The organism is Chthonobacter rhizosphaerae (assembly GCF_013839525.1).
Classification (GTDB): domain Bacteria; phylum Pseudomonadota; class Alphaproteobacteria; order Rhizobiales; family Pleomorphomonadaceae; genus Chthonobacter; species Chthonobacter rhizosphaerae.
The window spans coordinates 1-23297 of sequence record NZ_JACDIS010000004.1; the positions used below are offsets into that span (position 1 = coordinate 1).

Genomic DNA, 23297 nt, shown 5'->3' on the forward strand with positions numbered 1-23297 from the left:
CAGCCGCATCAGGCTCGTCTTGCCCGACAGCGTCGGTCCGAGGAGGACGTTGATCGACCCCTTCGACAGCGTCATCGAGACGCTGTCGATATGGGTCTCCGCGCCCACCACCTTGGTGACGTCACTCAACTGAAGCATCGAATGCTCCTCAGTTTTGGGCAAAGCTCCGCCGACCCCGTCGAAGGACGCGTGGCACCAGAGCTCCGCTCCGACAAGTTCAGGCGGTGAATCGATTTAGACGCTTAGTTGTGGACGAATTTCCCCAGGCGTCTGCGAGCGCATGCGTCGTCGCGGTGTACCGGGCGAACTTCTCCGCATGGTATTCGCGCGTAGCTTCCCGAGGCTCGAAGTGGCTGCCGACGTGCGACATGGCTTTCACAGCGTCGATCAGGCTCGGATACGCGCCAACTCCGGTCGCTGCCAGCATAGCGACCCCGAGCGCGCCCAGCTCGCCGCCGGCCGGGACTTCGACGGGCAGACCGATCGCGTCGGCGAAGAATTGTGCCCAGATCGGGCTTCGCGAGGCGCCACCGGCAAGGCGAATGACGGTTGGACGGGCGGCGTCCGGTCCGGACAGCAGCCGATCCACATCCTCCCGGTGCGCGTAAACAATGCCTTCGTAGATCGCACGCAGCACATCGCCGAGTTCGTGCGTCGCCCGCAGCCCGAGCAGGCCCGCGGGTGCAGACCTTGGCCCGCCGAACAGGAAGGGGAAGAAAAGTATCCCATTCTCTCGGTCGACCCCACGCCCGACGAGTTCGTTGCAGACGTCATAGATGGTGCGGCCGTCCAGGGCAGCGCGCGCACCCTCTCCGTCGAGGACTTTCCGCAGGAACCACTCGAGGTTGCTGGCGGACGTAGCGGCGCCTTCCGTGGCAATGAATCCGCCAAGTGGATAAGGGCTCTGTATGAAGGGGAGTGTGCTAAGTCGCGGCGAGACGTGGAGCGTCGAATTGATACTGAAGGTCCCGGCCACGATGCTGAGCTGGCTCTGGTCAACGACGCCGGACGCCATAGCAGCCGCGCTCACGTCCACACAGCCACGGACGACAGGCGTGCCCTCCAGGAGCCCAGTGGCTGCCGCCGCCCCGGCGGTGACCCCGCCCACGACCGCCTCGGACGGCCCGATCGACGGCATCTTGTCGAGCCAGGGTAGGATGCCCGCCAAGTCGAAGAACGGGCGCGACCAGTCCTGCTTTTCCACGTCGATGAGCCCGGCAATTCCAGCATCTGACGGGTCGGTCGAATAATCACCGGTCAGGCGGCCTCGCAGAAAGTCCTTGCAGAACGTCACCGACGCACTCTTGCCGAGGAGACCCGGCTCGAAGCGGTGAAGCCAGCCGAGGAGGACGCCCGAATGACCGTTGAAAAGCCGTTGCTGGATTTCGGCGGCCGCGCGGTCGTGAATGCCCGACCGCCGCCACTCGTCCACGAGTTGGGCCGCGCGGCTGTCGGTGGAGACGATGCCATTGCGGACCGGGCGGCCATCACGGTCGACGACGTATAGGCCGCTACCATATCCGGCGACGCTGATCGCGGCGATGCGAGACGGTAGAATCCCGGAAATTTCCAGGACCTCACGGACCGCCTCCGCTGCGGACCGCCACATGCGGTCCGGATCCCGTTCCGTGAACCCCGGCCCCGGGAAAAGCATCTCATTCGGCCGCCTGGCGCAGGCGAGCTCGTTGCCTGCCAGATCAAAAAGAGCAGCCTTGGTCATCGTGCCACCGGCATCGATGCCGATCACGCAGTCCCTCATGGATGTATCCTCCCGGACCCCGCCCGCTCCGCCCCGGAGCTCTTCGGCTCCTTTGTGTGCCGCCTTCGCATCATCGACTCGGATGGCGGGCCGCGTTGGGTGCAGGTCCAACTTATAATAACAAGTTTAGGCTACGCGATCTTCGGCGCCTGTCAATCAGGGAAACGACGTTTCTGCACAAATCGACATTGCAACGCAGCAAGCGGTCATACTCACATTTAATGAGAAGGAGCCTCACAGGATCACTTGTCATTACATGTTGCCGAGCGTTACTGTAGATTGGCAGCCCGCGCTTCGGCGAAGAAGAGCTGCCAAGGAGGAGCGACCATGCGGGATCGTAGGCAACTTCTGGATCGGCTTAGGACTGGAATCGAGCCGATGGTGCTGATTGTCGGCGGAGGCATCAATGGTGCTGGTGTCTATCGAGATCTAGCCGCCCAGTCCGTTCCGGCACTTCTTGTCGAGCGGGGAGACTTTGCGTCGGGCACAAGCGCTGCCCCGTCCCGGCTCATCCACGGCGGATTGCGTTACCTGGAAACGGGCGAGGTCGCGCTCGTCCGCGAGTCGGTCGAGGAGCGCAACCTTTTGCTACTCAACGCTCCTCATGTGGTTCGCCCGATCCCGTGCTGGATCCCGCTTCAGAGTTGGTTCGGAGGTGCGGGTGGCGCAATCCTGCGCTTCCTGAAGCTCACCAAGGACCCCGGTCGCAAGGGCGCCATTCCGGTCAAGCTCGGGCTGGCTCTCTATGATCTGTTCGGCAATCAGAACCGCACCATGCCGCGACATCGGTTGTTCTCCAGGCAGGCCGCCCGTGCGACAATTCCCGGGCTGTCACCGGCGACCCGCGCTGTAGCGGAATACTTCGATGCGCGGATTACCCACCCGGAGCGGTTGACCATGGAGGTGATCGCGGACGCGGAGGCGGACTGCGCGGCATCCATGGCCCTGCCGTACGTTTCCGTTGCCGGCAGGGATGGTGCCGTCGTGGTACTCGAAGACCAGATCTCTGGGGAGCGGTTCACGATACGGCCCAAGCTCCTCGTCAATACCTCCGGGGCTTGGCTGGATCAGGTGCAGGATCGGCTCGGGGTGGGCGAACGCCTTGTGGGGGGTACCAAAGGCTCGCATCTCGTCCTGCGCAATTCCGCGCTCGCCGGTGAGCTCGGCGACCGCATGCTGTACTTTGAAACCGCGGACCACCGAGCCTGCCTAGCCTATGCACTCGGCGACGACCGGGTCTTGCTCGGAACGACGGACCTGAGGACCGACGATCCGGACGAGAAGACCTGCTCTGACGCCGAAATTGACTATCTCTTCACCGTGCTCACCGCCGTGATGCCGACGACCGAGCTCGACCGCAACCAAATCCTGTTCGCATTTGCCGGGGTCCGGCCGCTGCCAAGGACGCAGGCCGGTGCGGCAGGGGCAATCAGTCGAGACCATACGGTCAAGAGCTACGGACCGACCCTTGACCGTCCGTTCCCCATCCTCGCCCTGGTCGGCGGTAAGTGGACGACCTATCGGGCCTGCGCTGAGCAAATTACGGACGCTGCTCTGGGCCGGCTCGGACTGCCTCGGACGCGGTCCACGAAATCTTTAAAAATTGGCGGCGGCGTAGGTTTTCCGGCCAATCCGGACGATCAGACTGCCTGGATTGAGGCAGCTGCGCGCGACACCAAATGCGCCGTGGCCCGGATGCAGGTCCTGGCGTATCGCTATGGGGTCCGGGCCAGGGCCATCGCGGAGATCGAAGTACGACCGGGCCAGCAAACGTCATGGCTCGCTCCGAACTATTCGGAGGCGGAGGTACGCTGGGTAGCACGCGAGGAGCGCGTCAGTCGCCTTGAGGACGTGGTGCTCCGCCGAACCTTGATGGCCTTTGAGGGGGCGACCGACCGCCACACCCTTGAGCGAGTCGCGTCGGCTGTTGGAGCGGAATTGGGCTGGGCTACTGAACGGCAGCAGGCCGAGGTCGAGGCCCTAGCGACCTTGCTTCGGGACCGTCACCGCGTAAAGGTGGGTCCGACTCCGTCCGGCCACGCGCGGCCCGGCATCGAGCCCGCCAATGCCGTGGGAAATGGTTAAGCCAGAATGACTGACGCAGCTGAGGCAAGGCACGTGGACGCGACGAACACCCTAATACGAGGGTCCCAGGACAACGCCGTGCCGTTGTGGTCTCAGTTGAAGGCCGCCCTGGTGGACCAGATTATTGGGCAGAACCTTCCAGAACATACCCGTTTGCCATCGGAGTCCGAATTGTGCGGGCGATATGGCGTTTCCCGGACGGTTGTGCGGGAAGCGCTCAACCAGCTCGTCCATGAAAGGCTGATCTATAAGCTCCAGGGCAAGGGTGCCTTTGTGGCCGGGCGGCGGGACGACCAGGACTTTGTGGGCACGCGTGTGGGCTTCAGCGGCGAACTAGCCGACAAGCACAGGATCATTGGCCGCGAAATTCTTCGCCAGGACGTCGAGCCGGCGACCGACCGGGTGCAGAAAATGCTGCGCCTTGAACCGGGTACACCCATCGTCGCCATCGACAGGGTTCTGTCCGTGGACGGAATACCGCGGCTCTTGGTCCGATGGCGGATGCCGGAGCATCTTGTCCCGGGACTCGACCAAGTGCCCCTCCATTCTCGCTCACTCTACGACACGCTGAGCCGCCGATACGGGATCGCCTTCGAGCGAGCCGAACGATGGATTGAAGCCGTCTGTCCTGATTCCGACGAGGCGAAACGGCTCGACGTCACGACGGCGACGCCCCTGCTCGGCCTGGAATCGGTGGCTTACTCGAGCCAAGGACTGCCGATTGAGTATTATGCGGCTCTCTACCGGACTGATCGGGCACGCCTCCACCTCCAAATCGGCAATACCCGGTAGAACCGGATGAGCACCGGGTTGCATTCCATGGGGGGCTAACCCGGGAGCACGCGAAGTTTCCAGTGAGATTTGCCCCAGAGACCCAGCCCCGATCGCGGCGAGCGAGGGTTAACCAAGTGTTCCACATGGGACTTTCAAACGTCGCGGAACACGATCAGGAAATATTCTGAGGGCTGATATCATTGAGCCGAAGTTCGCGGTCCCGGAGCGACCGAGCAAGCTCGACCCGTTTGAAGACAAGCTCGCGGCGTGGCTGCGTTTTGAGACGGCGAAGTCGCGCAAGCAGCGGCGGTCGGTAAAGCAGTTGCACGCCGACCTGGATGCGCTGGACAGAAAGCGGCGGCCCATCTGTCTTAAAGACGGAGCGCCGTAATTTTTGGTCCGCGTCTCTAACTCCGAAAGCTCCAGTTTTGTGGGTCCAGGCCAATCTGCTACCGGTGCTTGACCTCCTCCTTGCGACACTCCCGCGAAATGCTACACTGAGGCTACATCGCCGTCCGGAAAAGCCGAATTAAAACAACGCCTGTAGGGTTCTGTCGCCGTTTCCTTTCGGGCGCGCCATTTCTCCGAGCGAAATTAGGTGCTTAGCGATTCACTACGGCCGGGGCCGGCGTGGTCAGGCCCGACGCGCTCGGGCCACAGGCTCCACCCCTGCTGTTGCCGGACGGCCGCCGCCCTCTCTCCGCAGGCGAGATCGGAGGCGCGAGACCGACACTTTCGTCCTGCCTGCCTATGGCGGCCAGCAGAACGCGCGCCTCCCGAGCTAGCGGAGAGCCGTTCGCTCGCTTCGGCTCGTCACTGGGCTTCCTCGTGCTCCAGCGCGTATTGCTGCAGCGACTTCCGACGATCTTCCCTTGCAGTCAACAAAGCCAGTTCGAGTTTTCCCGCGGTATTGCGGCCTGTGCGCCAAGCTCGTCTGGTCCAGTAGGTTCCCGCGGCATGGCGATAGTCGTCCGCCATCAATTCCAAATCAGCGGCACCGAAATGGACCTCCTCATCCGTTATCGCAAAGTTTGGCGTCACTGCCGGTAAACGTAGGAGAGGTGTATACGCCCGTTGTGCTGCTCCCTCCAAGGCTTCGCTGCGATCGAAAAGGATTCACCGGTAGTGGAGCTCAGACTCGCCTGAACTCGTAGTTTGAACAGCGAGTTGGTGAACCTCACGGCTATTGCGTCTCGCTGTTCGGGAAGGTCATAGAGCTCCTGCTCCGTGGTCCCTCCATTGGATTTCGCCGCTTCGGCGAGCTTCTTGATGGTGGGCCTGCCGCTGGGCGTCCTACTGGTTCTTGGGTGCCTTCTTCGGGCCGACAGGGTACTGGGCCCCCTGGCACGCCCTTTGGCGTTGGATCCCGTATCTGAACAACTGGTTCCCAGATCTGAACGGCGCGTGGGTCGGATCCACGAACTCCAACTGGGGTCTCCAGGGGGAAGGGCCAGGATGCAGCCTTCGCCGCGTCTTTATGTTTTCTTCTGATAGAGCCGCAGCGCCTTGGCGGCCGCGTCGGCTCGGATCGTCGTGGCAATGTCGAGCGCGGTTCGGCCGTCCGGCGTCGCGATCGAAAGATCGGCACCCGCTTCGGCGAGAAAGCCGACCATGGCCGCGTTGTTGTGCCCCGCGGCGATCATCGCCGCCGTCACCCCGTGCGCCGATCGGACGTCGAGGCCGGCTCCCGCCGCCCGCAGCGCCTCGGCCAGTTCGATGATCGAGGGCCCCTGCGCGATCTGCACGTCCCGGTTGTTCGCCTCGTACTGGGTCGCCGCGACCATGAGGGCCGTCAGCCGTTCGGCGCCGAAGGTTTCGTCGACGGGAGCGCCCGCCTGGATCAACGCTTCGGCCGCCCAGTACTTGCCTTCGCTGATCGCGAGCGCCAGCGGCGTCACGTCGCCGGGTGTGCGGGCCGAGAGATCGGCCCCTCGGGCGGCGAGCAGCCGGACGGTCGGTTGGTGGTTCCGCAGGATCGCATGGTGCAGGAGAGTCCATCCGGCGAGGTCGGTGGCCTCCAGGTCGGCACCCCGATCCAGCAGGAAGCCCACCAGGTCGGTGTCGCGGCTCTGCGCCGCGGTGATCACGGGCGGCGTGCCCTGTTTGGACCGGCGGCCGATCGAGCCGCCTCTGGCGAGCAGGGCCTCGATCCGCGCCTCGTCGGAGGCGATCACCGCGCGCTGCAGCAGGTCGTCCACGTCCGCGCCTCCGGCGAGGTCCGCCTCCACCTCCTCAAGGGTGACGACCTGGCCCGGATCGGCCAGCGCGACGTCGATCCGCCGTCCCTCCTCCGCCGCGACCGTCGTGAAACGCTTGTCGGCCTCGTCGACGATGCGGTCGAAATAGGTGCCGTGCGCCGGCAGGTCCCCGTCCACCACGCAGGTCGAGCACTGGACGAGCGGGACGCCGAACTCGACGAGGATCGCCCTGATCTCCTCCCGGCTCGCCTCCAGGGCGAAGTCCAGGGCGTATTTGAGGATGGGATCGTTGGTCCGGACGCCGAAGGCGAGATCGAACTCCAGCACCACCTGGTCCTCGAGGAGGTTGACCGGCTGGAGCGTCAGCGGCGCGCCGTTCTTCTTCACCCAGCCCGCGAAGGGGCCCCAGACGCCGGCGGCGTCGATCTCGCCGTCCACCACCTTCTGCACCTGTCGCCATGGCTGGCGCCAGGGTTCGAGATCGGCGTTCTGGCTGATGACGTGGATGTCGAGGCCTTCTAATCGAGCTCGGGCAGTAGAACTGCCCGAGCCTTTACTTTCACTTTGGTGGTGTCGTTACTCGTAGACGCGGAAGGTGTAGAGCTCGCCGCCCTGCGGGATCTTGTCGAGACCGGTGGCCTTGGCCATGGCGGTCGCGCCGATCGCGCCGAACTTGTCTTCGAGATCCAGGCCCGCGGTGATCGGCAGGCCGATCCAGCCACCGATGCCGGCGAAGACCGAGATGTACTGCTTGCCGTCGATCTTGTAGACGATCGGATTGCCGATGATGCCGGAGCCCAGCTTCTTCGACCAGACGACCTTGCCGGTGGCACGGTCGACCGCGCGGAAGTCGCCGCCGAGCGAGCCGTAGAAGACCAGGCCGCCGGCCGTCGTCAGGGTGCCCGACCAGTTCGGGAACGGATCGGGGATCTCCCACACCGTTTCGCCGGTCAGCACGTTGAACTTCTTCAGCTTGCCGGTCACGCCCGGCACTTCCGGGTACATGTAGACGTTGGCGAAGACGTAGACGGTGCCCTGCTGGGTGTGCGTGCGCTGCTGGGGCTCGTCTTCCATGCACCAGTTTTTGGTGGGCACGTAGAACATCCACGGCTCGTTCGGATCGACCGACGCCGGCTGCTGGTCCTTGCCGCCCATGGCCGAGGGGCAGGCCTGCACGTTCTTGCCGACCTCGAAGGGCGAGTGCTCCTTGACCTTGACCGGACGGCCGGTCTTCAGGTCCACGCTCTCGGCCCAGTTCACGGTGACGAACTTGTGGGCGCGCAGCAGCGTCCCGTCGGTCCGATCGAGCACGTAGGCGAAGCCGTTGCGGTCGAAGTTGACGAGCGCCTTGCGCATCGTCCCGTCGATTTCCATGTCGACCAGGATTTTCTCGTTGACGCCGTCATAGTCCCACTGGTCGAACGGCGTCTTCTGGTAGGCCCAGACGACTTCGCCGGTGTCCACCTTGCGGGCGAAGATGGTCATCGACCACTTGTTGTCCCACTCGCCGGTGTTGCACTCCTCGTGGGTGTCGGCGCCGCAACGGTAGGACGGCGACCAGTGGCCGGGGTTGCCGGTTCCCGCATAGACCAGCTTGAGCTCCGGATCGTAGGTGAACCAGGCCCAGGGGGCGCCGCCGCCGATCAGGTGCTCGCCCTCGGGATAGGTGGTGAGGCCGAGATCCTTGCCGGAGATGCCGTAGTGCGGGTTGGCCTTGTTGGTCTCCGGTGTCAGGCAGACGTCGGCGTCCGAGCCTGTGGAGTGGCACTTCCACACTTCCTTGCCGGTCTCCAGGTCGTAGGCGACCATGCGGCCGCGGGCGGCGAACTCGTCGCCGCCGAAGCCGGCGATCACCAGGTTCTCGGCGACCAGCGCCGGTCCGGTGTGGGTCTCGCCATTCTCCGGATAGGCGTGCTTGACGACCCAGATCTCCTTGCCGGTGCGGGCGTCGAGCGCGATGATGAAGCCGTCGAGCGTGTGGATGACCACCTTGCCGGCGGCGTAGTTGACGCCGCGGTGCACGACGTCGCAGCAGGCGCGCGGCACGGCGGATTCATCGCGATCGGTCTTCTTGACGTAGTTCCAGACCTGCTTCGGATTGTCCGGGTCGGACAGGTCGAGGGCCTGGATGATGTTCGGCCAGGCCGACGAGAAGAACATCATCGGCTTGCCGTCGATCTCCACGACCACCGGCTGACCTTCGTGACCACGCAGGGCGCCGGTCGACTGGGACCAGGCCAACTGCAGCTTGGCCACGTTGTCCGTGTTGATGTCGCCCAGCTCGGAATAGCGGGTCATCGCCATGTCCTTGCCAGGCGCTGCCCAGAGGTTGGGGTTCTTCGACCTTGAGATGATCTCGTCGTTGGCATAGGCGGTACCGCTCAAACCGGACAGTCCGAGTGCGATGCACAGGGTGCCGGCCAGTCATTGGGCTCGACGTGCCATATTGGTTTCTCTCCCGTCTCGTGTTGCTTCCCGACTCTGGCACCCCCCGTCCGGATCCCTCGGGCCCTGTTGGTTCCGGAGAACCCGGCTCGCGGTCGCGCCGCTCAAAGGACAGGGGGACGGCCATCCGAGGGAAGATGGCCGCCGGTTTAGTCCTGTCAGGCAGAGCTCTCTGTAGTTCGCCTCGCAGATTCCCGACATCGGATACGCTAGGGACGTTCCGAACCCAGATCGACTTGGCTTCTCATGTATAGGCTGTCGGGTAATACATATGAATGGGATCGTTTCCCGATTTTTCCCGGGACAGGTCCCAGTCAGCGAACGTGGACAGAAATTAGTACTGCGCCAGACGGCCTCATCTAGCGCGCTTTCCGACCTGACGGAATCGTCAGGTCGCCGCTCCAGATTCAATGAGCTGGAGCATTCTCCCGGCGATCACGTCGTGCAACTTGGTCGGAGAATGCTCCAGCGCGCCCTACGAGTTGACGGAATCGCCAGGTCTCCAAGACATCGCTCCAGACCGGAAAGCGGGTTCACGGACGCGTCGCGAAGCCGGCATTCGGCGGGTGAGGACCGTCGGGCTTCGTGTGGCCATCGGTGACTTGCCATTCGCGCCATGTGACGGCAAGGTCGGCGCGGCGAGGACGCTCGGCGTGTTCGCGCCGGAGCCGTTCCGGGTGGATCTCGATGAAGAGGACTGTTGCAGATCATGGTCATGGACGGTGCGGGCGGCAACGCCGACGAGAGGGGCCACGCGGGTCTGCCGGGGCTTCAGGCTGAACGTCTCACCCGCCGATCCTTTCTGATCGGATCCGCCGCCAGTGTGGGCGCGCTGGGGCTTTCCGGCTGCATGTCGACCGACGCCAGGCTGCGCCGGGAGGCGGCGGCGTTCTACGGGCCGGTGCCGGACGACAAGTTCCCGATCCCGGCGATGGACATCAGCAAGGTCAATCCGAAATACTTCCGTCAGACCGTGCGCTACGACAGCGACGAGCCGCCCGGCACGATCATCATCGATCCCTCGAATTATTACGTCTATCGCATCGAAGGCGGCGGAAAGGCCACCCGCTACGGCGCCAACGTGGGCCGTCAGGGCTTCCTGTGGAGCGGGAACGCCTATGTGGGCCGCAAGGCGGAATGGCCGACCTGGACCCCGCCGAAGGAGATGATCCAGCGCGAGCCGCGGGCGGCCAAATATGCCGGCGGCATGCCGGGAGGTCCGGACAACCCGCTCGGCGCCCGCACGCTCTATCTCTATCAGGACGGCGTCTACACCCTCTATACGATCTACGCTTCCCGCTACCCCGAAACGATCGGCACCAACCTGACGAGCGGCTGCACCGGCCTCCTCACGCAGGACATGATCCACCTCTACGACCGGACGACGGTCGACACCAAGGTGATCGTCCTGCCGGCCTAAGGCGGCGTTCCGTGCCGGCCTCATGGCCGGGGTGGCCATCAGAAAAGGTGGTCAGGGTTGCCCGCGCCGGCGCGGGAAAGAGGAAGACCGCGACCATGCCGTCCATCGACATCCTGCTGACCTTCCTCCTGACCGCCGCGCTGTTCGCCCTCGTCCCCGGGCCCGCCATGCTCTACGCGGCGGCCCGCACGATGGCCGGCGGCCGCCGCTCCGGTCTGATGGCGGTCCTCGGCATCCACCTGGGATGCTACGTGCACATCGCGGCCGCCGCGGCGGGCCTGTCGGTGCTCTTCCACGCCGTTCCGACGCTCTATCTGGCGGTGAAGCTCGCGGGGGCCGCCTACCTGGTCTGGCTCGGCGTCTCCCTCATCCGGACGCGGTCCTTCACGGAGACGGACCTGCCCGCGGCGCGACCGAAGTCGGGGGGCCGCGCCTTTGCGGAGAGCGTCACGGTCGAGGTGCTGAACCCGAAGACGGCGATCTTCTTCCTGGCCTTCCTGCCCCAGTTCGTCGACGCGTCGGCCGCCTTTCCCCTGTGGCTGCAGCTGACCATCCTGGGCGTCGTCGTCAACCTGATGTTCTCCCTGGCCGACATCGTCTCCGTCGCGCTCGCCAGCCTCGTGCTCGACCGGTTCAAGCGGTCGAGCCGGGCGCAGCGGTGGATCCAGAGGGCGGGCGGCACCATCCTCGTCGGGCTGGGCGGCCATCTGGCGCTCCAGAGGGGCTGAAGGCCGCCATGGCCCCGCCGCGCCGTTCCCGCCGGCGGCGGCGCAGGCACCACGCCGGGCGAGGCGGCGACCCACCGAACGCGGCGCGACGCCGCTACGGGCGCGGCGTCGCGGCGATCGTCACTGCATGCGGGGCGTGATCGTGCCGGACGCCTGGCGGCAGGCCTCCTCGCAGCGGCGGCACGCCTCGGCGCAGATGCGGCAGTGCTCGTGCATCTGGGCGTGACGGGCGCATTCCTCGCCGCAGAGACGGCAGGCCTCGGCGCAGGCCTCGATCATCATCTTGATGACGGACTCGTTCGAACCGGTCCGGCGGGAAGCCACCGCGCCCGTCGCCGCGCACACGTCGGCGCAGTCGAGGTTCAGGCGGATGCACTGGGTGAGGTCCTTCACCATGTCCTCGCCGAGGCAGGCGTCGGCGCAGGAGGTGCAGGTCTGGGCGCAGTCGTAGCATTCCTCGATGCAGCGGATGAGCGCGTCGTTGGTGTTGCCCTTCACGTGCGGGTGGGTGCTGATCATGGATTGGACGTGCATCGGATCGGCTCCTTCGTGCTGGAAACTCCTCCACCGGGTCGCGGCGGTCCCGGATGTGCGATCCGCCCGTCTCTTCGGGCGAACCGGGCAGGCGGTACGCCCCTCGGGGCGCCGGCGCCGGCATGCTCGGGCCGCGGACGTGCGCGGGTCCGGCGAGACCGGGCCGGAACGGGCCGCGGCGGATCGCGCCGGCCTTCCGGCCGGGGCGCTGCAGGTCGAACCGGAGCGGCCCGCGATGGTTCCGCTTCGCGACGCCGCAATCCAGAGCGGGATGCCGGAGCCGTGTGTCCGGGCCGGCCACCTCAGCCGGATGGCGCGTCCGCCGCGGGTGTGGACGGGACGCCGACAGCGGACGGAGGCGGTTCTTAAGTTTTATGTGGCATGCATTCCGGGTGGAGTGACACCCGATGCCGACCAGCCCAGCCGACCTCAATCCCAAGCTTCAGCGCCGTATCCTGCTGCCCGTCCTCGGCGTGCTGGCGGTCTCCTTCTGCCTCGCGGTGGCGCTCCTCCTGCGGATCGCCAGCGAGCAGGACCGGCGCGAACTGTCGCGCGGCACCGATCTCGCGCGCGCTGCGCTGGCCGAACGCGACGAGCAGCTGCAGAAGACGCTCGCCGACTATTCCGCCTGGGGCGCGGCCTACCAGCACCTTCACCTGACGTTCGACTTCGACTGGGCCTACATCCAGGAGAACGTGGGGCCGACCCTGTTCCCGAGCTACGGGGTCGACTACGTGATCCTCTACGGCCCGCACGGCCGCGAGATCTACGGCGTGAAAGAGGGTGAACTCTCCGACCGACTCCTTTCCGGCGAGATCGGCGGCGGGCTCGCCGCCGTGGTGGCGGAGGCCCGCGCCGCACCGGAGAACGAGAGCCCGGTGGCGACCGGCCTCGGCGTGGTGGACGGCGATCCGGTTCTGGTGGTCGCGACGGCGATCTCGACCGGCGGCGACCAGTCGGTGACCTATGTGCCCGGCCCGCCGACGGTGCTGGTGTTCGCGGACCGGCTGACGCCGGGGGACCTCGCCGACATGGGCCGGCAGCTCCATGTGGCGGGGCTCGGCGTGCGCCCGGCCGGCGTGGAGGCCGGCGGCGGACCGACCGAGACCCTGGTGACCAAGGACGGCGCGACGCGCCTCGCCCTCACCTGGCGGCCGGAGCAGCCAGGCCGGGAGATGGTCGGCGCCGTGCTGCCAGGCCTCGCGGTCGCGGCGATCGCCCTCACGGTGGCGCTGCTCGGCCTCCTGCGGCACGGGCTCGCAGCGGCCGCGGCCGTGACGCGGGCGAGCGCGGACCTGCACCAGGCGCACAGGATGGCCGAGCACCAGGCGCTGCACGACGCCACGACCGGCCTGCCGAACCGGCTGAAGCTGATGGCGCACCTGGAGACGCGGCTCGCCGCCGGCGAGCCGACGGCCGTGTTCTTCCTGGACCTCGACCGGTTCAAGCCCATCAACGACACGCTCGGCCACGCGGCCGGCGACGAGGTGCTGCGGACGGTGGCGCTGCGGCTGGAACAGGCGGCGCGCGGGGGGCTGGTCGCCCGTGTGGGCGGCGACGAGTTCGTGCTCGTGCTGCCCTCCCGCGGCCAGCCGGGGTTGGAGACCACCTGCGCGGAGCTGATCGCCGCCGTCGCCGCCCCGATCCGCCTGGAGGCGGGCGAGGTGGACGTGGGCGTGTCGGTGGGCGTCGCGCTCGCGCCGGACGACGCGGGCGGCGCCTCCGAACTGCTGCGCATGGCCGACATTGCCCTCTACGAGGCCAAGAACGGCGGACGCGGCACCTTCCGCTTCTTCTCCGCCGAGATGAACGACCGGATCCTGGAGCGGCGCACCCTGGAGGCGGAGCTGCGGCAGGCGCTGCGCAACGGGGAGTTCGTGCTCCACTACCAGCCCCGGCTCGACACGCAGACCCTGGAGGTCCGGTCCGTCGAGGCGCTGATCCGGTGGAACCACCCGCGGGACGGCCTGGTGCCGCCGAGCCGCTTCGTCGGTCTCGCCGAGGAGACCGGCCTGATCGTGCCGATCGGCGCGTGGGTGCTGACGACCGCCTGCCGGACCGCGGCGCGGCTGTCGGTGGCCGTGTCGGTGAACGTGTCGCCGGTCCAGTTCCGGGCGGAAGGCCTGATCGACATGGTCAAGGAGGCGCTGCGGTCCGCCGGGCTGCCGCCCGGCATGCTGGAGCTGGAGATCACCGAGGGCGTGCTCCTGGAGGACGCCGATCGGGCCACGGCCACGCTGAACGCCCTGAAGGACCTCGGCGTGCGGCTTTCCATGGACGACTTCGGCACGGGCTATTCGTCGCTCGGCTACCTGCGCACCTTCCCGTTCGACGCCATCAAGATCGACCGGCAGTTCGTCTCCGACCTGAAGGGCAGCGGCGACGCCCGGGCGATCGTGCAGGCGGTGGTCGGACTCGGCCGGGCGCTGGGCATGAGCGTGACGGCGGAAGGCGTGGAGACGCCGGAGCAGCTGATGCTGCTCCGGGCCGATCGGTGCGAGGAGGTGCAGGGCTTCCACACGGGCCGCCCCTGCCCGGTGGAAGACCTGGCCGCGATGCTGTCGCGACCGGCCGACGGCGCGGCGAACGCGGCCGCTTCCCGCGTGTCGGCGGCAAGCTGACCGGGCGCCGGAGGCGAGGCCGCGCCGGACCGGCCCGCGCGGTCACGCTGCCACGGGCGTCCGCGGCCGGGTGAGGAGGTAGAGGAGCGGGCCGAACGAGCCGACCGCCAGGGTGACGACCACGAAGGGCCAGACGGTGCGGCCGGTCGCGCGCGCGTCGTGGACCATCCAGACGATCGCGAGCCCGAGGGCGATGACGATGTCGGCGAGCACTTGGGCTCCGGCGGACGAGCGGAACAGGGGCTCGAAGATGCCCCAGTAGCCGTGCTGCCAGAGCGCCACCGCGCTGAGCGCGGAAAAGACGGCGAGGACGGAGAGGAGAAGAGCGCGTTCCATGGCTTGGACCTTTCTGAGGGCTTGCGTCCCCTGGCGGGACGTCCGGCAGGGTTCCGCCGCCGCGCCGTCGCGGCAACTACCTCGGAGGTAATTGCGGGGCCGCGCCGGCTGCGGCAGGCTCGCCTCATGGACGACGCCACCCACACGCTCCCGATCACCCTGCAGCGGGCCCGCAAGGCGCGCCGGATCAGCCAGTTGGAGCTGGCGCTCCGGCTCGGCGTGTCGCAACGACACGTGAGCTTCGTGGAAAGCGGGCGATCCCGGCCGAGCCGGGCGCTGTTGATGGCGTGGCTCGACGAGGTGGAGACGCCGCTCGCCTTACGGAACGCCGCCATGCTGCAGGCGGGATACGCGCCCGCCTACGGGGACGGCGGCGCCGACGATCCGGCGCTCGGCCATGCCCGGGCGGCGCTGACGCAGCTTCTGGAGGCGCACGACCCCATGCCGGCGCTGGTGCTCGACGCGGACTGGACGGTGGTGCACGCCAACCGCGGCGGCCTGTGGCTCGCCGCCACGCTGATGCCCTGGCTGGCGGACATGCCGGCGGGGGCGCGGCTGAACATGGTCGACGCGCTCGTCCGGCCCGACGGACCGATCCGGTTCATGACCAACCTCGCCGAGGTCGGGCCGGCGCTCCTCTCGCACTTGAGGCACGAGGCCGCCACCCACCCGGCGCTCACCCCGAGGGTGGAAGCCTTCGCGGGCGCCCTGAAAGCCCGGCTCGGCCGGCAGCGCCGCCCGGACCCGCCCGGCGGCTGCCGACCGCTCTCCCCCGTGCTGACGACCCGGTTCGCCACGGCCCATGGCGACCTCGCCTTCTTCAGCATGTTCACCACCTTCGGGACGCCCCAGGACATCGGGCTCGCGTCGCTGAGGGTGGAGCACATCTTTCCGGCGGACGAGGCCACCGCCCGGATCGTGCGGGCGGCTGTGGCCGGCGTCACGGCCGGTGCGCAAAGGGAGTGACCGGAAAGGGCCTGGCCGGCTTCGGGCGGCGTGAGGGCAACCGGTGGTCGCCCGACGGTTCACCGCCGGAGGGAGCCGCTCGTCGGATCCATCGTGCGGCAAGGTTGAAACCGGCGATGAACCTTCACTTCAGATCGAATTTCCTTTATCCTTCCTGATGTTTTCAAGCTCTGGAGGGCGAAATGCTTTCCGAGGAGAAGTTGCTTGCGCTCGTAGACGATTTCTACACTGTCTCCCTCGACCCGCGGCACTGGATCCAGGCGCTGCACAATTTCAGCCGGTATTTCGACGGCGCGGGCGCCGTCATGCACGTGTACGGAAACGGGCGACCCGACGTCTTCGTGTCGCCGGATCTTCAGGACGCCGCGACCGCCTACACGCAGTATTGGTGGCAGGAGGACCCGCTGGTCTCCTATGCGCAGCGCGTGAATCTTCAGGAACGGGTGTGGGTGGACCGGCAGATCCTGTCCGAAGACACGATCCGGACCAGCGCCTTCTACAACGACTTCCTCGCCAAACAGGGTCTCGGGTCGATCGCGGGCGTGCTGACGAAGCCGTTCAGCGATACGTTCGTGAACATCTCCCTGCAAAGCGCGCCCGGTTTCGAGCTGGAGCCGGACATGCAGCGGATCTTCGGCCTTCTCATCACCCACGTGCGCCGGGCTGCCGCCTTGAGCGCGCAGATCCGGGCTCTCAGGGCGGAACGCGACACGCTGGTGGCGGCCTTCGACCGATACCGGTGCGCGGTGGCGCTGGTGCGGCCGGACGGCAGCGTGCTGTCGTCGAACGATCAGGCGCGCGCCCTGGCGGGGCGCGGCCTTTCGCTGGCGCGCGGGCGGCTCGTGGTGGAGGGGCCGGCCCAGCAGCGCGCCCTGGAGGCGATGATCGCCGGAATCGCCAATCCGGCGGTCCGGGCCGGCACCGGCGACGTGCTGTTCCTGAAGCGGCAGGCGAGCCCGCTGCCCCTGATGGTGCGGGGCGTGCCGGTGGGGCCGCGGCAGGTGGAGCGCCACCTCGCCGGCGTGGAGGCGACCCACGCGGTCCTGCTGCTGATCGTGGACGGGGAGCTTGCGGGCGACGGCCGGCAGCACCAGGCGCTGCGCGGCCTTGGGCTGACGCCGGCCCAGGCCCGGATGGCGAGCCTGATCGGCCAGGGCCTCTCGCCGGCGGAGATCGCCGCCAGCCTGGGGGTGTCGGAGAACACCGTGCGGACGACCCTCAAGGCCATCTACGCGAAGCTCGGCGTCAAGCGGCAGGCCGAACTGGTGCGGCTGGTTGACGCCTACCTGCCGCTCGGCTGATACCCTTCCGCCGGAGCGGCGGGCCGGAAGGCCGCCCCGACCGGGGCGGCCTCCGGAGCGCGCCGGCGGCCGGTGCGGCCGCCCGGGATCCGGTCAGGGCCGGCAGACGGTGGACGGGGACGACAGCCCGCGCATGGGCGCCGTGGCCATGTCGAGGCCGAGCTCCGTGCAGTCGCGCATGGTCTCCTGGACGAGGCGCTGCTGCAGCGCGACCATGTCCATGGGGGTGCGGCAGCGCGCGGCCTCGGCGAAGCCTTCCATGGTGCGGGTCATTTGGCGCCGGGCGAAGTCGCCCCAGAGGCGCGACACCTCGCCGAAGACGCGCGGCGCGCCGGCCATGGTGTCCAGCCCGAACGAGAACGCGTCCGAGGACGCCGCGTCGCCGGCGGCCTGATCGGCTGCCCGACCTGCCGCGTCCCGGGCGGCCGACGCGGCCGCGCCCATGGCGTCGGACGCGGCGTGGGCGGCTTCGCCGAGGCCCGCGGCCATTGGGTTCGGGCCGGCGGACGCCTGGTTGAGGAGGGTCACCACGGAGCCGGCGGCGTCGCCGGCCGCGCCCTCGGCATCGCCGGCGGACGGCGGCGCGCCGGCTTCGGATCCGAACAGAATCTTGGGAGGCTTGGACGTCGGCATGATCGATCTCCGGTTGGGTCGCCGTCCAGGACGGGCGGCGGGATCGGCGTGCTGCTCTGCAGCATGACGGAAACCGCGCCGGGCCGCGACCGGTTCCGGCGGGGACCCTGGGGCCGCCTCCCCTGCCCCCACCCGACGTCGGAACCGGAACGCCGCCCCGGCGATTCGCCCGGTGCGGCACGGTGGACCGACCGGCCGCGATGCCCCATCTGTAAGGCTTCCGCTCGAGCCTTGCCGGAGACCTCGACCCGCCATGTGCGCCTGCAACCGTCCCCATTCCGCCCTGACCCCGTGCCTCGCTTCGCGCGGCCCCTCGCGCCGGGCCGTGCTCGGCTTTCTCGCGGCCGGCGCGGCCTCGCCCATGCTGGCGGGCTGCGAACAGGTCGCCTCGCTGGTGGTGTCGGACGAGGCGGTGGCCGAACTCGGCGCCGAGACCTGGGCGCGGCTGAAGGCCGCCAAGCCGCCGACCCGCAGCGCCGCCGCCCAGCGGACCGCCGAGGAGGTGGCGCTCCGCCTCCTGAGGGCCACCGGCGAGGATCCGCGCGGCTGGGAGGTGCAGGTGTTCGCCGAGCCGACGGTGAACGCCTTCGCGCTGCCGGGCCGCAAGATCGGAATCTTCGAGGGCATGTTGGAGGTGTCCGGCGGCGGCGGCGGCCTCGCGGCCGTGGTGGGGCACGAGATCGGGCACGTGGTGGCGGCCCATCCGGCGGAGCGGATCACCGCCGAGATGGCCCGCCAGTGGGGGCTGCAGCTGATCGCCTTCCTGCTGGAGATCAACGACGTGGCCTTCGCCCGGGAGATCGCCGGCCTGCTCGGCGTGGGGGCGGAGTTCGGGTTCGTGCGGCCCTACGGGCGCCGGCAGGAGCGGGAGGCGGACCGGCTTGGCGTGTTCATGATGGCGCGGGCCGGCTATGACCCGCGCGAGGCCGTGGCCCTGTGGCGCCGGATGGACGCCATGGGCGGAGCCGGCCTGCCTGCCTTCCTGTCCACCCACCCGGCGCCCGCGGCCCGGGCCGAGGAGATCGAGGGCCTGATCCCGGAGGCGATCGAGGCCGCGCGCGGCTGATCGTCGTCGCGTCGGACTTGAGCGGCCCGTGCGACCTCGGCCCGCTTGCGGCGGAACCTGGAGCCCGGCAGGGTCATTTCCCCGCGAGCGGCGAGTCGGCCGCACGGGACGACAGCCCGCATGCCGAAGGATTGACTATGGACGGATGGATGGAACTCGCCTCGGACCCGACGGTCTGGGCGGCTCTCGCGACGCTGATCGCCATGGAGGTGGTGCTCGGCATCGACAACCTCGTCTTCATCTCCATCCTGACCAACAAGCTGCCGGCGGAGAACAGGACCAAGGCGCGGCGGATCGGCATCAGCCTCGCCCTCATCATGCGCCTGGGGCTTCTCAGCACGATCGCATTCATCGTGCAGTTGACGGAGCCGATCTTCACCGCCTTCGACCACGATTTCTCGTGGAAGGACATGATCCTGATCGCCGGCGGCCTGTTCCTGGTCTGGAAGGCGACACGGGAGATCCACCACAACGTGGACCCGGAGACGGGCGAGGACGAAGCGCCGGTGGGGGGCGTCGCCAGCATCAGCTATGGCGCCGCCATCTTCCAGATCCTGCTCCTCGACCTCGTCTTCTCGGTGGACAGCATCATCACGGCCGTCGGCATGACCGAACACCTGCCCGTGATGGTGATCGCCGTGGTCGTGGCGGTGACGGTGATGCTGGTGGCGGCCGATCCGCTGGCCCGTTTCATCGAGAAGAATCCGACGATCGTGATGCTCGCCCTCGGTTTCCTGCTGATGATCGGCATGACGCTGATCGCCGACGGCTTCGGCTTCCATGTGCCGAAGGGCTACATCTACAGCGCCATGGCGTTCTCGGCCCTGGTGGAATTCCTCAACATGCTGTCGCGCCGGCGGAAGGCGCGGCTGAAGGCGAAGGCGCACTGACGGCGCATTCCCGAAGGGCCGGTCGCCGATCGGCCCTTCGGGGGCTCACGAGCGCTTACGATTGCGCGCCGGGATCCTCCATGCCGGCCACGTCCGGCAGGGTGGCGTCAAAGCCCCTGGCGGCGCGGAGCCGGTCGTCGGTGAAGATGTTGCGCGCCGCGTCCACGGCGTCCGGGTCGTCCAGGGTGCCGAGGGAGACGGCGCTCTCGCCGGCATCCTCGTAGGTCATCGCGAGGGTGGAGCCGCAGGCGGGGCAGAAGGCGCGGGTGACGGTCTCGCTCGACCGGTGGACGGCCGGTTCGGCCGTGAAGGCGAGATCCTCCGTCCTCAGGCAGACCCACGTGAGGAAGAGCGCGCCGGAGACCCGCCGGCACATGCCGCAGTGGCAATGGACCGCGTGGGTCCAGGACGCGGCCCGATAGCGGATCCGGCCGCAGAGGCAGCCGCCGGTGAGCGCGGGCTTCGCCATGGTCCGCTCCGGCTCAGACGCGGGCCTGGAGGACGGCGAGGCCGGCGGGCGTCGCCCGCCACTCCCCATCCACCTGCTCGACGAGGCCGCTCCGGACGAGACTGTCGAGGACCGCGCCGTCGTGGACGAGCTCGGCCTCGGACGCAATGGCGGTCAGGGTGGTCCATTCCGCGTCGGTCAAGGTGTCGTCGGACATGGGGTGCGGTCTCCGGTTCGAACCGGAAAGACCGCACGCCCGTCCGTTGTTCCCGGCGCGGGCGGCCGTCAGCCGGCCGGATCGTCCAGGAAGGGCCGCAGCAGCGCCAGATCCGCCGGGCCCAGCCGGTCGGCGGCGGTGTTGCGCTGGTGCCAGTAGGGATAGAGGAGCGGTGGCCGGCTGACGTCGTCGAGCCGCTTGCGCTCCTCTTCGGTGAGCTTCAGGTCGGCGGCGGCCAGATTGTCGGCGAACTGCTGCTCGGTGCGCCCGCCGATGACGAGGGACGTCACTCCTGGCCGCCCGAGCAGCCAGGCGAGCGCCACCTGGGCGGCGGAGACGCCGCGCCCGTCGGCGATGGACACCAGCACGTCGACGATGTCCCAGAGCCGCGCCTCGTCGCGGATCGGCGGCTCGGTCCAGCCGGCGAGCTGGCGGGTGCCGGCCGGCCCTTCCTGGTCGCGGCGGTGCTTGCCGGACAGGAGGCCGCCGGCGAGCGGGCTCCAGACCAGGATGCCGAGTCCCTGGTCGAGGCTGATGGGGACGAGCTCGTACTCCGCCTCGCGGGCCTGGAGCGTGTAGTGGATCTGCTGGGACACGAACGGCACGCGGCCGTCCCGCCGGGCGATCTCCATCGCCTTCATGACGTGCCAGCCGGAATAGTTGGAACAGCCGACGTAGCGGATCTTGCCCTGGCGGACGAGGGTGTCGAGCGCCTCCATGGTCTCGTCGAGCGGCGTCTGGCCGTCCCACTCGTGGACCTGGTAGAGATCGATCACGTCGGTGCGCAGGCGTTTCAGGCTGGCCTCGCAGGCGCGGACGAGGTGATGGCGCGACAGGCCGCGGTCGTTCGGCCCCTCCCCCATCGGGAAGCGGGCCTTGGAGGCGATCAGCACGCCCTTCGGGCGCTTGCCGCCGAGCACCTCGCCGATGATCTCCTCCGACGCGCCGGTGGAGTAGATGTCGGCGGTGTCGAGGAGGTTGACGCCGGCGTCGAGCACCTGGTCGATCTGGCGGCGCGCCTCGTCCACGCCCACGTTGCCGACCTTGGCGAACGGGCCCTTCCCGCCCATGGTCATGGTGCCCATGGTGAGCACCGACACCTTCAGGCCGGACCGGCCGAGCAAGCGATACTCCATCTGACGAACCTCCATCTTCCAATGCGCGCCGCGCCCGTCGCCCGGCCCGGGAGACTCTAGGCCGCGCGGCGACGGAGGTCAGCGATGGCAGTTCTGTCAGACAACCCGGCAGATCCGAGGGGCTCCCGTGCGGTGCGCATCTTTTGTGCCGGCGCGACCTCAAGCGCCGCGTTGACTCGAGGCACGGATCGATGGACGTTGTCTGACGTCATATGTTGTGAGGACGCCATGCCGAGCCAAACCCACCCGATCGACCCCGTCCGCTACGGGACCGAGCCCGCCGCTCCCGCCCGTCCGATCGCCGCCGCGCCGTCCGCCGTCCTCTCGGCGGTGGACGCCCACGCGGAGGCGGCGATCGCGCTCCTGTCCGACCTCGTCGCCATCAACAGCATCAACCCGCTCTTTCCGGGCATCGACCGGGCGGCGGTGATCGGCGGCGAGACCCGGTGCACGGACCTGCTCGGCGAGCGGCTGGCGGCGCTCGGGGCGGAGATCCACCGGGTGGCGCCGGACCCGGAGCGCACCAACGTGGTGGCGGTCCTCAAGGGCGCGGGCGGCGGCCGGTCGCTCATCCTCAACGGGCATCTGGACACGGTGGCGCCGTTCACCCCGGAGCGCTGGATCTCCGGCGATCCGTGGAAGCCGACCCTGAAGGACGGCAGGCTCTACGGCCTCGGCTCCACGGACATGAAGGGCGGGCTGGTCTCCGTCGTTCTCGCCCTCCAGGCGATCCGGGCCGCCGGCGTCCGCCTGAAGGGCGACGTGCAGGTGCACGCGGTGGTCGGCGAGGAGACCATGAGCCACGAACTCGGCACCTCCGCGGTGCTGGAGGCGGGCTTTACGGCGGACGCCGCGATCGTGGTGGAGCCGTCCTCGCAGCCCTTCCCGCTGTCGGTGGCGCCGGTGTCGGCGGGCAACTTCAACCTGGAGATCACCGTGAGGGGCCGAGCGACCCACGCGGGCAACCGCGGCGCGGCGATCCGGCCGGGCGGCGAAGGGGCGAGCGCCGGCGTCAACGCGGTCGAGAAGGCCATCCTGGTGGTGCAGGCGCTGCAGACGCTGGAAGAGGAATGGGGCCAGACCAAGAGCCACCCGGCCTTCCCGACCGGCTTCTTCTCCCTGGTGCCGGGCGTCTTCCACGGCGACGCGGGCGTGCCGAGCGTCGGCTACATGGCCGACAAGGCGACCGTCGGCTACCTGGTCTGGTACCCGCCGGGCGACACGGCGGACGCCGTGAAGGCGGAGATCGAGCGGCACGTGGGACATGCGGCGGCGCTCGATCCGTGGCTGCGCGAAAACCCGCCGATGTTCGACTGGAAGAGCAACTGGCCCGTCGCCGACACGGCCGAGGACCACCCGCTGGTGCGCACGCTGGTGGACGCCCGCGCCGCGGTGCTCGGGCCGATCCCGCGCGGCCGACGGGAGACCTGGTCGCTGAACGCGGTGACCGACGCCTCCTTCCTGGAAGCCAAGGGCATCCCGACCACCGTGTTCGGGCCCGGCAACCTGCGCTTCGCCCACGCGGTGGACGAGCACATCGAGATCCAGGACCTCGTCAACGGCGCCAAGGTGCTGGCCCTCGCCATCCTGGGCTGGTGCGGCGTGGCGGACTGACCGCGACGGCCGTCCGGCGGGTCCGGACGGCTATCCTCAAGCGCCCGCCGAAGCGGGCTTGACAGGGATCCGAGCTTCTTGTCAGATGTCTGACAACGGCTGGTTCAACGGCCGACGGACGGCCGC

At 68.3% G+C, this 23297-nt stretch carries 20 protein-coding genes and 2 pseudogenes; 11 read left to right on the forward strand and 11 right to left on the reverse strand.

The window, feature by feature from the left end:
* A pseudogene (locus HND91_RS22645) lies at positions 1-138 on the reverse strand (ABC transporter ATP-binding protein); the annotation flags it as partial.
* Positions 139-217: 79 nt separating this feature from the next.
* Positions 218-1759 carry an FGGY-family carbohydrate kinase gene (locus HND91_RS08250; RefSeq protein ID WP_181706090.1) on the reverse strand — a complete coding sequence of 514 codons (1542 nt, stop codon included), beginning with the start codon at positions 1757-1759 and terminating at the stop codon, positions 218-220.
* A gap of 378 nt (positions 1760-2137) precedes the next feature.
* Between HND91_RS08250 and HND91_RS08255 the strand changes: the two genes are divergently transcribed.
* From HND91_RS08255 to HND91_RS08265, 3 genes and pseudogenes are all read left to right on the forward strand, one after another.
* Positions 2138-3844 (forward strand): glycerol-3-phosphate dehydrogenase/oxidase, encoded by a 1707-nt coding sequence (locus HND91_RS08255; RefSeq protein ID WP_210272631.1) that lies wholly within the window; start codon positions 2138-2140, stop codon positions 3842-3844.
* Between the two features lie 33 nt (positions 3845-3877).
* On the forward strand, positions 3878-4636 hold the full coding sequence (locus tag HND91_RS08260) for a GntR family transcriptional regulator (protein WP_210272632.1): 759 nt from the start codon (positions 3878-3880) through the stop codon (positions 4634-4636).
* A 141-nt stretch (positions 4637-4777) separates the two neighbouring features.
* Positions 4778-4964: pseudogene (locus tag HND91_RS08265) on the forward strand (IS21 family transposase); the annotation flags it as partial.
* Between the two features lie 467 nt (positions 4965-5431).
* Here HND91_RS08265 and HND91_RS08270 read toward each other — a convergent pair.
* The 3 genes from HND91_RS08270 to HND91_RS08280 form a co-directional block, all read right to left on the reverse strand.
* The gene (locus HND91_RS08270) at positions 5432-5596 is read right to left on the reverse strand and encodes a hypothetical protein (RefSeq protein WP_181706093.1); all 165 of its coding nucleotides are present in this window, start codon (positions 5594-5596) and stop codon (positions 5432-5434) included.
* A gap of 497 nt (positions 5597-6093) precedes the next feature.
* Entirely contained in the window at positions 6094-7266 is a 1173-nt protein-coding gene (locus tag HND91_RS23210; RefSeq protein WP_181706094.1) for an ankyrin repeat domain-containing protein, read from the reverse strand.
* Between the two features lie 126 nt (positions 7267-7392).
* Entirely contained in the window at positions 7393-9201 is a 1809-nt protein-coding gene (locus HND91_RS08280; RefSeq protein ID WP_246329371.1) for a PQQ-dependent dehydrogenase, methanol/ethanol family, read from the reverse strand.
* Positions 9202-9970: 769 nt separating this feature from the next.
* On the opposite strand from HND91_RS08280, the gene HND91_RS08285 reads away from it, so the two are divergent.
* Both HND91_RS08285 and HND91_RS08290 read left to right on the forward strand, forming a co-directional pair.
* A complete protein-coding gene (locus tag HND91_RS08285) occupies positions 9971-10681 on the forward strand; it encodes a L,D-transpeptidase (protein WP_181706427.1) in 711 nt (236 codons plus the stop codon).
* 95 nt (positions 10682-10776) lie between these two features.
* On the forward strand, positions 10777-11409 hold the full coding sequence (locus HND91_RS08290) for a LysE family translocator (protein WP_181706095.1): 633 nt from the start codon (positions 10777-10779) through the stop codon (positions 11407-11409).
* Positions 11410-11529: 120 nt separating this feature from the next.
* On the opposite strand, the gene HND91_RS08295 is transcribed toward HND91_RS08290, so the two are convergent.
* Positions 11530-11943 carry a four-helix bundle copper-binding protein gene (locus HND91_RS08295; protein WP_181706096.1) on the reverse strand — a complete coding sequence of 138 codons (414 nt, stop codon included), beginning with the start codon at positions 11941-11943 and terminating at the stop codon, positions 11530-11532.
* Positions 11944-12350: 407 nt separating this feature from the next.
* On the opposite strand from HND91_RS08295, the gene HND91_RS08300 reads away from it, so the two are divergent.
* Positions 12351-14564 carry a bifunctional diguanylate cyclase/phosphodiesterase gene (locus tag HND91_RS08300; protein WP_181706097.1) on the forward strand — a complete coding sequence of 738 codons (2214 nt, stop codon included), beginning with the start codon at positions 12351-12353 and terminating at the stop codon, positions 14562-14564.
* 42 nt (positions 14565-14606) lie between these two features.
* Here HND91_RS08300 and HND91_RS08305 read toward each other — a convergent pair whose 3' ends face one another.
* Positions 14607-14900, reverse strand: a complete 294-nt coding sequence (locus tag HND91_RS08305; protein WP_181706098.1) for a DUF2834 domain-containing protein — start codon at positions 14898-14900, stop codon at positions 14607-14609.
* Positions 14901-15026: 126 nt separating this feature from the next.
* Between HND91_RS08305 and HND91_RS08310 the strand changes: the two genes are divergently transcribed.
* Both HND91_RS08310 and HND91_RS08315 read left to right on the forward strand, forming a co-directional pair.
* Positions 15027-15866 carry a helix-turn-helix domain-containing protein gene (locus tag HND91_RS08310; RefSeq protein ID WP_181706099.1) on the forward strand — a complete coding sequence of 280 codons (840 nt, stop codon included), beginning with the start codon at positions 15027-15029 and terminating at the stop codon, positions 15864-15866.
* 182 nt (positions 15867-16048) lie between these two features.
* Positions 16049-17167 carry a helix-turn-helix transcriptional regulator gene (locus HND91_RS08315; RefSeq protein ID WP_181706100.1) on the forward strand — a complete coding sequence of 373 codons (1119 nt, stop codon included), beginning with the start codon at positions 16049-16051 and terminating at the stop codon, positions 17165-17167.
* Positions 17168-17260: 93 nt separating this feature from the next.
* Here HND91_RS08315 and HND91_RS08320 read toward each other — a convergent pair whose 3' ends face one another.
* A complete protein-coding gene (locus HND91_RS08320; RefSeq protein WP_181706101.1) occupies positions 17261-17800 on the reverse strand; it encodes a phasin family protein in 540 nt (179 codons plus the stop codon).
* A 253-nt stretch (positions 17801-18053) separates the two neighbouring features.
* Here HND91_RS08320 and HND91_RS08325 point away from each other — a divergent pair, with 253 nt between their 5' ends.
* Both HND91_RS08325 and HND91_RS08330 read left to right on the forward strand, forming a co-directional pair.
* Positions 18054-18866, forward strand: coding sequence for a M48 family metallopeptidase (locus HND91_RS08325; RefSeq protein ID WP_181706102.1), 813 nt, complete (start codon positions 18054-18056; stop codon positions 18864-18866).
* Between the two features lie 137 nt (positions 18867-19003).
* Positions 19004-19756 carry a TerC family protein gene (locus tag HND91_RS08330; RefSeq protein WP_181706103.1) on the forward strand — a complete coding sequence of 251 codons (753 nt, stop codon included), beginning with the start codon at positions 19004-19006 and terminating at the stop codon, positions 19754-19756.
* 55 nt (positions 19757-19811) lie between these two features.
* Here the strand turns inward: HND91_RS08330 and HND91_RS08335 are convergent, their stop codons facing one another.
* The 3 genes from HND91_RS08335 to HND91_RS08345 all read right to left on the reverse strand — a co-directional run bounded on the left by HND91_RS08335 (position 19812) and on the right by HND91_RS08345 (position 21557).
* Complete coding sequence (locus tag HND91_RS08335) at positions 19812-20225, reverse strand: GFA family protein (RefSeq protein ID WP_181706104.1); 414 nt, start codon at positions 20223-20225, stop codon at positions 19812-19814.
* A 13-nt stretch (positions 20226-20238) separates the two neighbouring features.
* Positions 20239-20421, reverse strand: a complete 183-nt coding sequence (locus HND91_RS08340; RefSeq protein WP_181706105.1) for a hypothetical protein — start codon at positions 20419-20421, stop codon at positions 20239-20241.
* A gap of 68 nt (positions 20422-20489) precedes the next feature.
* Positions 20490-21557: an aldo/keto reductase gene (locus HND91_RS08345; protein ID WP_181706106.1), complete on the reverse strand. Its 1068-nt coding sequence runs from the start codon at positions 21555-21557 to the stop codon at positions 20490-20492.
* Positions 21558-21785: 228 nt separating this feature from the next.
* On the opposite strand from HND91_RS08345, the gene HND91_RS08350 reads away from it, so the two are divergent.
* Positions 21786-23171: a M20 family metallopeptidase gene (locus HND91_RS08350; RefSeq protein ID WP_181706107.1), complete on the forward strand. Its 1386-nt coding sequence runs from the start codon at positions 21786-21788 to the stop codon at positions 23169-23171.
* Positions 23172-23297 lie beyond the last annotated feature (126 nt).

Bases quoted from the DNA above. Each gene is read 5' to 3' on its own strand.
- HND91_RS08295 (WP_181706096.1), bottom strand. From the start codon at position 11,943: ATGCACGTCCAATCCATGATCAGCACCCACCCGCACGTGAAGGGCAAC.
- HND91_RS08300 (WP_181706097.1), top strand. From the start codon at position 12,351: ATGCCGACCAGCCCAGCCGACCTCAATCCCAAGCTTCAGCGCCGTATC.
- HND91_RS08320 (WP_181706101.1), bottom strand. From the start codon at position 17,800: ATGCCGACGTCCAAGCCTCCCAAGATTCTGTTCGGATCCGAAGCCGGC.
- HND91_RS08315 (WP_181706100.1), top strand. From the start codon at position 16,049: ATGCTTTCCGAGGAGAAGTTGCTTGCGCTCGTAGACGATTTCTACACT.
- HND91_RS08250 (WP_181706090.1), bottom strand. From the start codon at position 1,759: ATGAGGGACTGCGTGATCGGCATCGATGCCGGTGGCACGATGACCAAG.
- HND91_RS08310 (WP_181706099.1), top strand. From the start codon at position 15,027: ATGGACGACGCCACCCACACGCTCCCGATCACCCTGCAGCGGGCCCGC.
- HND91_RS08255 (WP_210272631.1), top strand. From the start codon at position 2,138: ATGGTGCTGATTGTCGGCGGAGGCATCAATGGTGCTGGTGTCTATCGA.
- HND91_RS08330 (WP_181706103.1), top strand. From the start codon at position 19,004: ATGGACGGATGGATGGAACTCGCCTCGGACCCGACGGTCTGGGCGGCT.
- HND91_RS08305 (WP_181706098.1), bottom strand. From the start codon at position 14,900: ATGGAACGCGCTCTTCTCCTCTCCGTCCTCGCCGTCTTTTCCGCGCTC.
- HND91_RS08290 (WP_181706095.1), top strand. From the start codon at position 10,777: ATGCCGTCCATCGACATCCTGCTGACCTTCCTCCTGACCGCCGCGCTG.
- HND91_RS08335 (WP_181706104.1), bottom strand. From the start codon at position 20,225: ATGGCGAAGCCCGCGCTCACCGGCGGCTGCCTCTGCGGCCGGATCCGC.
- HND91_RS08285 (WP_181706427.1), top strand. From the start codon at position 9,971: ATGGTCATGGACGGTGCGGGCGGCAACGCCGACGAGAGGGGCCACGCG.
- HND91_RS08340 (WP_181706105.1), bottom strand. From the start codon at position 20,421: ATGTCCGACGACACCTTGACCGACGCGGAATGGACCACCCTGACCGCC.
- HND91_RS08345 (WP_181706106.1), bottom strand. From the start codon at position 21,557: ATGGAGTATCGCTTGCTCGGCCGGTCCGGCCTGAAGGTGTCGGTGCTC.
- HND91_RS08350 (WP_181706107.1), top strand. From the start codon at position 21,786: ATGCCGAGCCAAACCCACCCGATCGACCCCGTCCGCTACGGGACCGAG.
- HND91_RS08325 (WP_181706102.1), top strand. From the start codon at position 18,054: ATGTGCGCCTGCAACCGTCCCCATTCCGCCCTGACCCCGTGCCTCGCT.
- HND91_RS08270 (WP_181706093.1), bottom strand. From the start codon at position 5,596: ATGGCGGACGACTATCGCCATGCCGCGGGAACCTACTGGACCAGACGA.